Origin of the sequence: Vallitalea longa, assembly GCF_027923465.1 — a bacterium.
GTDB classification, from domain to species: domain Bacteria; phylum Bacillota; class Clostridia; order Lachnospirales; family Vallitaleaceae; genus Vallitalea; species Vallitalea longa.
In genome coordinates this window covers 43,800-55,866 of the sequence record NZ_BRLB01000021.1, presented here as the reverse complement: position 1 = coordinate 55,866, position 12,067 = coordinate 43,800, and the positions used below count along the sequence as shown (strand labels likewise).

The following is a 12,067-nucleotide window of genomic DNA, read 5'->3' as shown; positions in this document are numbered from 1 at the left end:
CTTCCTTATCCATCTATTATATCCTTTAATAACTCCTACATTACAAATACATTGATGATAGATTACAAGTATCACCAATGTATTTTTCAGTATATAATATAATAATATCAGTGTCAAATTCAAATATTGTATTATATTAATAACACATGACCTAAAAAAAGGTCATAGTCAATTGTTATGGCTAAGACCTCTGATTCACATTTTCTTCATTTCTATTTTATTCTTTATCCGATTCTATTATCTTCATCAATGCCTCGCAGGCAATTACTATAGTTTCTTTCATATTCTTAAAACTCATAATCGCTCCTGCTCGACATTCTCTTATGGAGGAAATTACAAAAAGTGCTGCGGTTTCCATTTCACTTGCCATAACATTTCCATTGCACCATGCATCCCAACGCTGTTTCAATATATCTCCATTAGGTAGACCGCTAGGATCATGCTGACCATAAAAACTATCTTTACTCTGTACTATGCCTTCAATATAATTAAGATGATTTGCCTTAGCTGCATCCGCTAAAGCACCAACAATATGCCTATCAGCTACTGCTGGATATTCAATAGGTATGTAATGCCTTGTTGTTCCTTCATCTCTTACAGATGCAGTACATATAACACCATCTAAACTTTCGTCCCATGATTTTTTACAAACGTGACCAGCTGTTCCGATTCTAATAAATGTATCAGCTCCGCAATGAATCAATTCTTCCAAGGCGATTGCCATAGAAGGACATCCCATTCCTGTAGAAGTAACACTGACTTTCACTCCATCCAAAGTTCCAGTCCATGTTTTATGCTCTCTATTATGAGCAACCAATTTTGCATCATCCAAATAACTTGCTATCAAATCTGTACGGAAAGGATCCCCTGGAAGCAAAACATATCTTCCTACATCACCTTTTTTACAACAAATATGATATTGTTCACCTTTATCATTCATAACTTCTTTTACTTTCAAAATACCTACCTCATTTCTTATTGACTATCGTCTATACACACAATACTTTTTTAAAAATTATCATTTTCCTTTAATAAGAATTAATTACATTCCAAAATTTCTAAAGGCTCTTTTGTATTTGGGTTTCTTTTGTATTTTATTCTATATAAGAACGAAGATATCACACAAATAATACACATAACAGTACAATAATAAAATATTGACTTTACACTAGTAACTCTAATAATGAATCCTGTTATTAATGGAGATAAAATATCTGCTCCTCCTCCGACAAATCCTACAGCTGCAGCTGCCATTCCAGCATGGAGAGGATTCAAGCTGACTGATATTGATATGAGCAATGAAAATAATACCCCGCAAAAAAAGCCAGCAATAAAATATGTTATAAAAAATACAGTCGGAATATGATATATAGCAGCTACCACCAAACAAATGAATGTTAATAACATATTGATCCATAGAATTTTTGTTTCACTCACTTTTTTTAATATAGGAATAAATGCAAAAGAGCCAATCATACATCCTACACTATAAACCGTTAATACTGACACGGAAATACTTTCATCTATACCAAAACTTTGTACAAAAGTTGAAGTATATGTATGAATGGTATTAGTAGTTCCAAAATATGTGAAACACATTATACCGAAACAGATATATTTCCACTTATTCTTCTTTAGATTGAAGCAACGAATATTAAACTGTTGTGAACTCGTTACCTTTTTATCCTGAGGTAATTTTAAGAAGGGTATCAAAATCAGCATGAGTATCCCAATTATCCCAATTATAAAATAAACTATTTTAAAATTCAATTCTTGAGCTAGTGCAATTCCCATTAGTAATGGTGATATGAAACACCCGATACTGAAAAAAGCCTGTCCTGCACTCAAGGAACTACTATAACTTTCTGGAAACGTCTGTTTTAAAATAATCGCACAGCAGGTATCCTGTGTACTCATACCCACACCTGCCAAAGCTGACAAGACTAAAGCGACAAAATAATTTGTTGTTATCATTGCTCCAAAAAGGAACAATATAAAATTTATTACCCCAATCGTTAATGTAAGTTTTGCCCCGAATTTTTCTGTAAATGCTCCAACTATAAATACAGTAGCCACCCTTCCTATAGCAAAGGCTGATGCTAATACAGAAATCGCTGATAGGCTTTTACTATACTGCTGCATTAAAGATGGGATGCTACTACCAATCACAACACAAGTAGCACCTGTTAACAGATACATGGCAAAAACAGTAATTGCTGCAATTATACGTTGTTTTTTCATTTTAGTATTAACCTCTATCATATATTTCTTTTATGCTTTCTACTGCTTCTTCTATGGAAATAACATTGTTTCCGATTTTCAATTTTCTACATAACTGTGATACATAAGTTTGCTTCAACATGGCTTTATCCATTGTTTCAAAATCCCAGAATATCTCTTTTGGAGTACCGGTTTTGACTACTTTTTTATTTGCCATTACAATTATTCGATTAAAATTATTTGTAACGAACTCCATATCATGAGAAATTGTTATCACGGTTTTACCTTTTTTATGTAATTCTTTCAAAATACTTGCTAAGCGTTTATTACCTACAAGATCTTGACCTGCAGTTGGTTCATCAAAAATCATGACCTCAGTATCCATAGCGATAACGGCTGCAATAGTAACAAATTTTCTTATAGATAATGGAAGATTATAAGGGTTTTCCTTACTTACTTCACTCAATCCAGTTATATCTAATGCATAGTCCACTATCTCAGTTAATTTTTCTTTCTCTATTTTCATCATCCTAGGTCCAAATACTACCTCATCATATACAGTTGAATGAAAAATCTGATCATCTGGATTTTGAAAAACATATCCAACCTTTCTTGATATTTGCGCTGTCGTATAATCTTTTGTATTCATATCTCCAATTAAAACATCACCCTTAGTAGGTTTTAATAGACCGTTAAACATCTTTACGGTAGTAGTTTTTCCCGCACCATTTTGACCGATAATTGCAACATTTTCATTTTTATTGATATTTATATTTGCTTCATCAACTGCAACGAATCCATTGGGATATGCAAAGGTAACATTGCCTAGAGAAATATATGACATTTCATTTCTCCTCCTTTAGGGTAACTTTTCCAATTACTTTTTCTGCTTGTTTTTCTGTTACTGGGATATAATCCAGAGGGATGCCCTGTTTCATCAATTCATTACCAAGAATAGCCATTTGAGGAAGCTGTACTCCATGTTCTATCAAAGAAATATCACTCAAAATTTCTTGTTTATCACCAAATCTTATCATTTCTCCTTTTTCTAGAACAATAATTTCATCAGCATATTCTGCAATTAAGTCTATCTTATGCTCAACTAATATTACCGTTTTCTTACTTTCCTTTAACTTAGCGATTATCTCAAATACGCTTTCCGTACCTTCTGGGTCTAGTTGAGAAGTAGGTTCATCTATAACAAGAATATCCGGTTTCAAAACCAGTACAGATGCAAGAGCTACTCTCTGTTGTTGTCCTCCTGATAGTTCAAATGGATTTTTCTCAGCTATATGACTTATTTTGGTAGATTCCATTACTTCAATAACTCTTTTTTCTATTTCATCCACAGGAATACCAAAATTCTCAAGACCAAAAGCTATTTCCTCAAAAACAGTTTCTTTAACACCACTAATCTGATTAAAGGGATTTTGAAATACATATCCAATCTTTAGAGACAGTTCACCTGTTTTATATTCAACGGTAGGTTTACCATTTATCAATACTTCACCTTTTAGTTCCCCTTGATAGAAACTAGGAGCGAATCCTCTGATTAATAAGCAAAATGTAGTTTTTCCGGAACCATTCTCTCCAATAACTCCATAAAATTTACCTTTTTCCAATTTACAGTTTAAGTTTTTAACTGTTGGTTTATCTGTCAGAGGATAATTATAAGTTACATTTTCAAATTCTATTACAGTGTCCATAATAAGATCCTCCATATTAAAATTGCTACAGTAATCATAATAGCAATACCATCAGCTAATTTTTCATTTCCAGATTTAACAACTTCAAACAAATGTGTCTTGGGACCATTAACATCAAATCCTTTTGATTCCAAAGTCAAAACTCGTTCTTCAGTATTGGTAATTGCTCCAAGAATAAGGGGAACCATGGATGGAAAGAATGCTTTGCTCCTTACAATTATATTTCCTTCCGTTTCCACACCTCTTGCCTTTTGTGCATTCATAATAGTTTTACTACTATTTCCCAAAACTTTTACCATTTGTAGAGAACTAATAAAAACATAACAAATTTTATAATTCAGACCAGAATTTTCTAATACTCTAGATATTTCTTTATTCTCAGTCGTCTTAAAATACCAAATAAAAATACCAGCTATAGTAAGAATTGAAAATGATAATGCTATACCACTTGCAAGTCCTGCTTTATATACTTTTATGAATTTCCATCGCCATACAATAATTTCACTAGGTATAAATAAACTCTGTACAATAAAGATAAGCGCAGCTATGAATAATACCGCCTTTATAGCTTTTCTAAATTCTTTCCATACGCCACTTGCCAAACATAATATAGGAACAACCAGAAACCAAGGAATCAGAAATATAGAATATGTATCAACTTTTATGGTTCCGATAATTATTACACACAAAATATATAGACATACAATCAAAAACTTAGAAGATGGATGTAACGCTGCTATTTTATTATCTTTCTTAACTTTTAGTTTCTCTTTCCACATATTAACAACCTCTTATTATTTTGATATATTTTTGTTAATAAAATTTTCACCACAACTTAATTTTACAAGTATTCTTTCTGGAATAACTTTCATCACTGCATAACTAATGAAATAAGAAATTATTCTATCCAATACTGTAAATATACCTTCAGTACCAAAAACTGCTGCCCAAATATTTGCGCCAGCTGCCATAGCTGTTGCTGTAATAATGGAAGTTCCACCACCTGTAATGCCACCGAATACGTACACAACAATTGGTGCAGCTACTATTATGGAAACTAATCCCATTATTATCATAGAAATCAACCATTTCCACCAAACATTGAACATATTTTTTCTTGATAGATATCCAGTAACTAGACCTAATACAACACTAACAGGAATAAATGCAAAGTTAACTGGATTTGCTATACCTGTTAATACATTTGTTAGTAAACCAGTTGCAGCTCCTACCCATGGTCCACAAAGCATAGCTGCAAAAATTGTTCCTATCGTATCAAGATACATTGGTAATTTCAGTAATGAAGCCAGTTGCCCTCCTACAAAATTAACCGCTACAGCAATAGGAATAATTAACAGTGCCATCATTGAAAAATCCGTTTTAATAGAATACTTCTTTTCTTTTGCCATTTTCTTTCCTCCTAGTTTAATAATTGTTATTCTTTACTTAATCATTCGTCTACTAAATCCAAACATTTATTTGGTTCTTCTGCAAATAAACTGGTAATTGGAATATCTGTTAACCCACACTCCATTAGTGATTCTCTCAAAACCTGGATCAATATTCCTTCTGATTTACAAAGAGAAACATCGTGAACAATATCCATTACTTTATCATCTCTACCAGTTATACACCCATACCAACTTTTTCCTGTACAAGTATAATCAACACCACAACTGGGACTTCCATCAATTCCTACGATTCCTAATATTTCAAAACGATCTGGATTATTTTTATATTCTAAGATTTGATTAATTATAGGAATCAATATTTTCTTACAATGATTTCTAAAAAAGATATTATCAAATTGCTCGCTTACATGTCCCCATCTTTTTGGTCCGTATAGTGTGAATTCCGGGCAAGACATCTGAATAATTTGAATACCATTATCTACAGCTTTCTTAATAAAGCGTTTTCTTAAATCTTCCTCTGCTTCCATATCTTTCTCTTCATACATTACAACTTTTGAAGCAACATTCAAAAGGCAATGACTAACAATAATAATTTTCTGCTTCATATTAAGCCCCCAGAGTTTTGAAAATATAATCTTTATAAACATCAACTTTCAACTTGCTGCATACATAAGCATTTGGTTCTTTTTCACTAAAACGATACTGGTCTACCAAAACACCACCATAACTTGGACCAAATGAAGTATCTACTTCACAATAATATTTTTCACATTCTTTTATACATTCATGATTTAAAGCTGCTGCAATCGCAGAAGGATCAGCCATATCAAGACAATATTCTCCAAAACGCTTCTTATTCATTTCCATTAGACAAGTGTTACAGTCAATTACGAATTTTCCAAGTTCACCACTATTCCTTATACGATTAATTTCCTCTTCATTCAGCATAGCTTCATCAATACATGCATCCCATCCCACATACATTATCGGAACTCCAAAATCATTAACAATTTTGGCAGCCTCTGCATCTTGCCATATATTAAATTCTGCAACTGGAGTCACATTCCCAACTCCTAGTCCAGCAGTTCCCATAATTGTAATTCGTTTTACTTTACGCATTGTATCAGGAGCAAGGCGAATAGCTAATGCAATATTAGTTAACGTTCCTAATGTGATGATTTCAATTTCTCCTGGATCATGTTTATCAAGTGCCTCTATAATCTTATTTACAGCATGTCCAGAAGTAGGTTTTGAATTTTTCACTTTCAAGCCAATATCACCCATACCATCCATGCCATGGGTCTCATGGGCAAATACCATATTACGTATTAGTGCAGTATCACATCCTCTATACACTGGTGGTTCATAAGTTCCAGCATATTCTATGGTCATCAAAGTATTATAGGTAGCCTGATCTACATCTACATTTCCAGCAACTGTTGAAAAAAATAAAATCTCATAATTTGGATCGTTCAGAGCCATAGCAATTGCCATCGCATCATCTGAACCGCAATCTGTATCAATAATTATTTTTTGTTTTCCCATAATTTTTCTATATCCTTTTTTATTTTTCTTGAAATTAACTGCTTCATCATACATAGCCACAATATTTTCTACAGGCGTATCTCCCTGAATGTAATGAGCACTGGTAAGTATATATCCACCATCTTTACCCAGAATATCAATTGCATTCCTTACTTCCTCTCGAACATCCTCTTCTTTTCCGTTTGGAAGTGTATCTTGAATGTCAATACCTCCGTGAAAACTAAGTTCTTTTCCATAATTATTCTTGATTCTATTGAAATCCATACCTTTTGCACGAGGTTGAAGAGGATTCAATACATCTATGGGTAATTTTTTAAGCTCATGGATAATATCATATATTGCACCACAAGAATGATACATAACCGTTTTTTTGTATTTGTGAATGACTTTATTCAGCCTTTTATGACATGGTTCAAGAAATTCTTTCCACATTTCTTTTGACATCAATAAAGAATTCTGTGTTCCAATATCATCATACGTATAAACCATATCTATCTTACTACCAGCATTTTTCATTGATCTTTCAACAAATTCACACCAAAAATCAGTAATTCTTTCTAAAATGTAATGTGCTATCTCAGGATTGAGCACCATATCCATCATAAAACGTTCATACCCTCTAAGCGCCCATGCTAATTCAAATATCCCTCCTGTTTCCATCTTGATATAATATGTTTTATGAGCATCCCCAATAATATCTGAAAGCCCTATGAAATCATAATTATCTATATCAGGCCATCTATCATAACTTGCAAAGTCATTAATATTTTCAACATAACCAAGAGGGGAACTTGCATATTCCTCATATTCACAGTAATCATTTTTTATAATTCGCCTATGTACACCCATTGCATCAAAATAAGTTCCATCATCATTTTTCAAAATAGGTTTTCCAATATATTTTGGTTGAAACTGACGAACATCAATATGTAATCTCTGTAGAATCTTTTCTTTATCATTTGTCCCAAAATATTTTATTAATTTTTCCCATGTTTCTTGAACTGCCCAAAAATCTAGAGGAACTCTATCTACTTCATCATGTGACAACGACATTATGACACGTTCTCTAGGCAAAATTCCTTTTTTAACACTTTCATTCATTTCATCACTCCAATTCAAAATTATTTATTGAACATTTTAATAAAAACGCAAAATTATAATATTGTTTTGTTAATTTGGTTGTTTTTTCTTTATATTTATATTAACATATTATACATAGTATACAAGTGACAAGTGTCATCTTATTTAAAAAGGAGGAAATAATTATGTACAATCTTTATGACGAATATCTGTGCAAAGTGCTAAAACTATTTTTGAAGAAGGACATTTCCAATGCTGATTTGGAGGGAATAAAGCCCACTAAAGATTTAACCCTATGTAAATATAAAAAAGTTAAAACAAATACATACATATTAACCAAAGGCTTTAATGTGAATTCAATTTATATTTTATTGGTTGGAAGCTGTAAATGTATGGTCTACTCTTCTTTTGGTAATGGTATTGTTGCAGATACTATGGTTTCTCCCTATATTTTTGGATTACTGGAACTAGTTATCGCTCTTCCTAAATACACCGCCTCAATAATTACCACAAAAGAATCCGTATATCTAGAAGTACCAGTACGAATATTTCAACATGCCATGAAAAATAGCCTTATAGTTTCCAATATATGTACATGCTATTTTGCTAATGTTGGACAGTATTATATGGATATGGCAGAAATTCGTGCACTTTACAATATTGATGACACCATACTTCTTTACATTTATAATAACTGTGATAAAACTGATATTCCATATAAGATAACTACTACCCGCAAAACCATAAGCCATCTTCTACATATCAATCTTCGCAGTTTATATAGGCATCTCAAAATTTTAAGTGAACAAAAATATTTTGATGTCATCAACGGAAAGATAACAATTACAGAAAAGCAATATGATAAGCTTGAACATTACTGTACGAACGACCTTGAGACAAAACATTATCCAATTCAAATATATCCTGAAACCTTAACTACTTTAATTGATGCCGAATAATAGTCAAAAAAAAATCGTTACTCACTGAGTAATGATTTTTTATTTATGATTCTGATTTTATTTTCTTAAGATACAAGATAGGAAATCTCTATCTCCTTTACGTAGTACTTCATTATATTCTTCAACCTTAAAATAATAACCAACTATATCTAACAACTCATCTTTCGTATAGGAAGCAAAAAATCGCTTAGGTTCATATATATCTTGTTCATATATACCTTCCTCACATTTACCTCCATACATACCTAGATAAAAGATACCACCATCATTAAGAATCCTTTTAACTTCCTTAAGAACTATACGAATATCTTTTTTGGGAACATGCAATAATGTATTCATTGACCATACATAGTCAAATTGATTATCTTCTATGTCCAGATTATAGAAATCCATTACTTCTGCATTGAGATTCTTTGACCTGCATAGTTCAATCATACTCTTAGATATGTCAATACATAAAACATCTAATCCCTTGTCAGTATAATACTTAGCAAAAGTTCCTGCTCCAGCTCCCAGATCCAATAATTTATTATGGTTTTTATTACAATATGATAAAAATCTATCTACTTCTTTTGCTTTCCATTCAGGAATTATGTCACTTCTTAATGAAGCATTTCTATTATAACTCTCAGTTATCAACTCTTTTATGCTCTCCATAATCACACTCCCACTTTGTCTATAGTACTATTTTTATAATTTATTTCTGTTTATCTAAATTTTCAGGGCTTATGAAATCAAATTCATTAGGAAAACATGCAAACCAATCTTTTACAGTATTATCATTTCTTACTATAATAACATGTCTACTATTTAGGATAAATATATCTCTATAATCATAAATAATTAGTTTTTTATATTCTATACGATTTTCAGTTTCTATAGGATAACTACCAAATCTTAATCCAACAAGATTTCCATCCATATCTTCTCCTACTGAATCAAAAATAATAGATGGATTACAAGTATCAAAAAGCATTCTCATTAATGGTATATAAGTAAGCTTAACTGGTAAACTTAAATTATCCTTTTTAATATCTTTTATATTATTTAAACCAAAAACCTCACCGCTGTTATTAAGACATAATGAGGAGTAATACTCTCCTGAGACCAATTGTTTTACATTATCCATAACAAAATTAAGCTTAATAGTTTCCTTATTATTTTCATTTGTAATATCAAACCAATAAACTTTACCATTATTGTCCAACATGTAACCATAACCTATATCTTTTACATTTTCTAGCAACTTAGTTATTCCAAAACTGTTACAACCCATTTCTATTTTCTTATCATAACTATATATATAATATAATACTCCTTTATTATCTAGAATGAATATATAATCATCATAATTAAAAATTTTAACGATATCTGATACTGCTAGATTATCAGGCAACACTCCTAACTGATGTTCGACCATTGGATATACGTTCCAGCTCCATATAGTTCCATTACTTAATAAACTTATTTTATCACCAATCAATACTGCATTAACCATTCCAGGGATTTCATCAGGACCCTCTAAACAATATCCTACTGCCATTCCTCCTCCACGTACATACCAGACTTTCCCATCATTATCCAAGACAGTACCATTACAAAACTGTTTTGCTGTTATTGAAAGCAATCTATAGCTAGAGTATTTATCAATCTCACTCTCTTCACAACTAACAGTTATACTGTTGATTCTAAATGTCACTGTTAATATAATTCCTAGTAATAAAATTATTCTTCTTGATCCTTTCATATTCTCACCTATCCTATCATTATATTTCTACTATCACTTATTACTTATTCATGACTGATATATTAGTCAATGTTTAAGAACTTAAGATTATCTTTATGTTTCTTAATCACTTCCTCTGATTGAAATTCCATAAATTCATTATTCTTGAGTTTATTTATATAATCAATATTACTTCTTATAACGTTCTCGTCAATCACTTTCCCATGACTCTGAACAACTCTATGTGCTTGGTAGGTCAGATAATGATTAAGAGTATCCAAGTATTTATCTAGATCATTACTATCCATGCTAGATGGTATTGGATCATCTACATTATCTCCTACAAATAATGTATTATCTATCATATCATAACATGAACTGGAATCCTCACTATGTCCAGGGCTATGAAAGAATTTCAATCCTTCTTCATGAAATGTTATGCTAGATGAAAATGTTATGTTAGGAAGTACTATTTCAATATTCTCCTTAGTGAAACTTATGTTTTCCTCTAATTCCTGCTTGCCATTTATACTAATGTAATCTCTGCATTTCTCATGTGCTATTATCATGTCATTGCTGAATTCACTATTTCCCCATATGTGATCCCAGTGACTATGAGAATTAAAGACAATACAATCCTTACTACCATAATTATCTTCAAGGAATTTCTTGATTTTTCTCATATAATACTTGCCTAGATAAGTATCGCAGATGAAATAATTATCCACTCCTATTATAACATATACATTGGTTACACAATCATATGGCGGCTTGTTCAATTCATCAAAAGTAAAGAGTATTCCTCTATTACCAACTTTAGTATGTACCATTTTACCCTCCATTCAATTATTATAGGACATATTCTAACTGACAATCATAAGGTTCTAATTCTACCTGTCGTCTATCTATCCATGTTGCATCAACACATCCTATTGACTTGTAGAATCCTTGAGTTTCTACAGCAGGATTACCTGAAATATAGATTTTCTTTGCTCCATGTCTTTTTGCTTCATCTATACAACAATCAAATAATTTTTTACCTATACCTTTGCCTCTACAATCGTTGGAAACTTGTATTTTGGATAATTTCAGATATTGATTATTTTCTCCATACAATACACCACTTAATGATGCGAATCCTATCAACTTATTTTCTATATAAGCTGCAAATACTTTACCGTGATTCATGATATTATCCTTTAACTCTTTAATCACTTTTTGTATTGCATCATAATTCCAATCTTCAATCATATTCATGTCTTTTATGATCTTCTTATTATTCTCTATACACCATGCTTTATTTATTTCTTGGTATCTACTGTAGTTGTCTAGTAAATTTTCTTTAATATCATTTAACTCTAATTCACGTATAATCAGACCTTCTCCATTCATCATTAATACCCCTAATCTATTATATAA

General features: G+C 31.5%; 13 protein-coding genes. 1 reads left to right on the top strand and 12 read right to left on the bottom strand.

Annotation, left to right across the window (positions count from 1 at the left end; translation table 11 throughout):
- Nucleotides 1–217: 217 nt before the first annotated feature.
- From QMG30_RS21605 to QMG30_RS21570, 8 genes are all read right to left on the bottom strand, one after another.
- A complete protein-coding gene (locus QMG30_RS21605; protein ID WP_281819135.1) occupies nt 218–940 on the bottom strand; it encodes a nucleoside phosphorylase in 723 nt (240 codons plus the stop codon).
- A 98-nt stretch (nt 941–1,038) separates the two neighbouring features.
- A complete protein-coding gene (locus QMG30_RS21600; protein WP_281819090.1) occupies nt 1,039–2,241 on the bottom strand; it encodes an MFS transporter in 1,203 nt (400 codons plus the stop codon).
- Nucleotides 2,242–2,248: 7 nt separating this feature from the next.
- Entirely contained in the window at nt 2,249–3,064 is an 816-nt protein-coding gene (locus tag QMG30_RS21595; protein ID WP_281819089.1) for an energy-coupling factor ABC transporter ATP-binding protein, read from the bottom strand.
- Nucleotide 3,065: 1 nt separating this feature from the next.
- Entirely contained in the window at nt 3,066–3,926 is an 861-nt protein-coding gene (locus QMG30_RS21590; RefSeq protein WP_281819088.1) for an energy-coupling factor ABC transporter ATP-binding protein, read from the bottom strand.
- Nucleotides 3,914–4,705, bottom strand: coding sequence for an energy-coupling factor transporter transmembrane component T family protein (locus tag QMG30_RS21585; protein ID WP_281819087.1), 792 nt, complete (start codon nt 4,703–4,705; stop codon nt 3,914–3,916). Before QMG30_RS21585 ends, QMG30_RS21590 begins: the two co-directional genes overlap by 13 nt.
- Nucleotides 4,706–4,720: 15 nt before the next feature.
- Nucleotides 4,721–5,335, bottom strand: a complete 615-nt coding sequence (locus tag QMG30_RS21580) for an ECF transporter S component (RefSeq protein ID WP_281819086.1) — start codon at nt 5,333–5,335, stop codon at nt 4,721–4,723.
- A gap of 41 nt (nt 5,336–5,376) precedes the next feature.
- Nucleotides 5,377–5,943: a CD3072 family TudS-related putative desulfidase gene (locus QMG30_RS21575; RefSeq protein WP_281819084.1), complete on the bottom strand. Its 567-nt coding sequence runs from the start codon at nt 5,941–5,943 to the stop codon at nt 5,377–5,379.
- Between the two features lies 1 nt (nt 5,944).
- Entirely contained in the window at nt 5,945–7,984 is a 2,040-nt protein-coding gene (locus QMG30_RS21570; RefSeq protein ID WP_281819082.1) for a nucleoside hydrolase, read from the bottom strand.
- A 164-nt stretch (nt 7,985–8,148) separates the two neighbouring features.
- Here QMG30_RS21570 and QMG30_RS21565 point away from each other — a divergent pair, with 164 nt between their 5' ends.
- Nucleotides 8,149–8,922 carry a Crp/Fnr family transcriptional regulator gene (locus QMG30_RS21565; RefSeq protein WP_281819081.1) on the top strand — a complete coding sequence of 258 codons (774 nt, stop codon included), beginning with the start codon at nt 8,149–8,151 and terminating at the stop codon, nt 8,920–8,922.
- Nucleotides 8,923–8,979: 57 nt separating this feature from the next.
- Here the strand turns inward: QMG30_RS21565 and QMG30_RS21560 are convergent, their stop codons facing one another.
- From QMG30_RS21560 to QMG30_RS21545, 4 genes are all read right to left on the bottom strand, one after another.
- A complete protein-coding gene (locus QMG30_RS21560; protein WP_281819079.1) occupies nt 8,980–9,579 on the bottom strand; it encodes a class I SAM-dependent methyltransferase in 600 nt (199 codons plus the stop codon).
- 40 nt (nt 9,580–9,619) lie between these two features.
- Nucleotides 9,620–10,669 carry a hypothetical protein gene (locus tag QMG30_RS21555; RefSeq protein WP_281819077.1) on the bottom strand — a complete coding sequence of 350 codons (1,050 nt, stop codon included), beginning with the start codon at nt 10,667–10,669 and terminating at the stop codon, nt 9,620–9,622.
- A gap of 62 nt (nt 10,670–10,731) precedes the next feature.
- Complete coding sequence (locus QMG30_RS21550; RefSeq protein WP_281819076.1) at nt 10,732–11,478, bottom strand: MBL fold metallo-hydrolase; 747 nt, start codon at nt 11,476–11,478, stop codon at nt 10,732–10,734.
- 19 nt (nt 11,479–11,497) lie between these two features.
- Nucleotides 11,498–12,040: a GNAT family N-acetyltransferase gene (locus QMG30_RS21545; protein WP_281819075.1), complete on the bottom strand. Its 543-nt coding sequence runs from the start codon at nt 12,038–12,040 to the stop codon at nt 11,498–11,500.
- Nucleotides 12,041–12,067: the final 27 nt, after the last annotated feature.

Coding starts and splice junctions, on each gene's coding strand:
- QMG30_RS21585 (WP_281819087.1), bottom strand. CDS start 4,705: ATGTGGAAAGAGAAACTAAAAGTTAAGAAAGATAATAAAATAGCAGCG.
- QMG30_RS21565 (WP_281819081.1), top strand. CDS start 8,149: ATGTACAATCTTTATGACGAATATCTGTGCAAAGTGCTAAAACTATTT.
- QMG30_RS21555 (WP_281819077.1), bottom strand. CDS start 10,669: ATGAAAGGATCAAGAAGAATAATTTTATTACTAGGAATTATATTAACA.
- QMG30_RS21550 (WP_281819076.1), bottom strand. CDS start 11,478: ATGGTACATACTAAAGTTGGTAATAGAGGAATACTCTTTACTTTTGAT.
- QMG30_RS21580 (WP_281819086.1), bottom strand. CDS start 5,335: ATGGCAAAAGAAAAGAAGTATTCTATTAAAACGGATTTTTCAATGATG.
- QMG30_RS21600 (WP_281819090.1), bottom strand. CDS start 2,241: ATGAAAAAACAACGTATAATTGCAGCAATTACTGTTTTTGCCATGTAT.
- QMG30_RS21575 (WP_281819084.1), bottom strand. CDS start 5,943: ATGAAGCAGAAAATTATTATTGTTAGTCATTGCCTTTTGAATGTTGCT.
- QMG30_RS21545 (WP_281819075.1), bottom strand. CDS start 12,040: ATGAATGGAGAAGGTCTGATTATACGTGAATTAGAGTTAAATGATATT.
- QMG30_RS21595 (WP_281819089.1), bottom strand. CDS start 3,064: ATGTCATATATTTCTCTAGGCAATGTTACCTTTGCATATCCCAATGGA.
- QMG30_RS21590 (WP_281819088.1), bottom strand. CDS start 3,926: ATGGACACTGTAATAGAATTTGAAAATGTAACTTATAATTATCCTCTG.
- QMG30_RS21570 (WP_281819082.1), bottom strand. CDS start 7,984: ATGAATGAAAGTGTTAAAAAAGGAATTTTGCCTAGAGAACGTGTCATA.
- QMG30_RS21605 (WP_281819135.1), bottom strand. CDS start 940: ATGAATGATAAAGGTGAACAATATCATATTTGTTGTAAAAAAGGTGAT.
- QMG30_RS21560 (WP_281819079.1), bottom strand. CDS start 9,579: ATGGAGAGCATAAAAGAGTTGATAACTGAGAGTTATAATAGAAATGCT.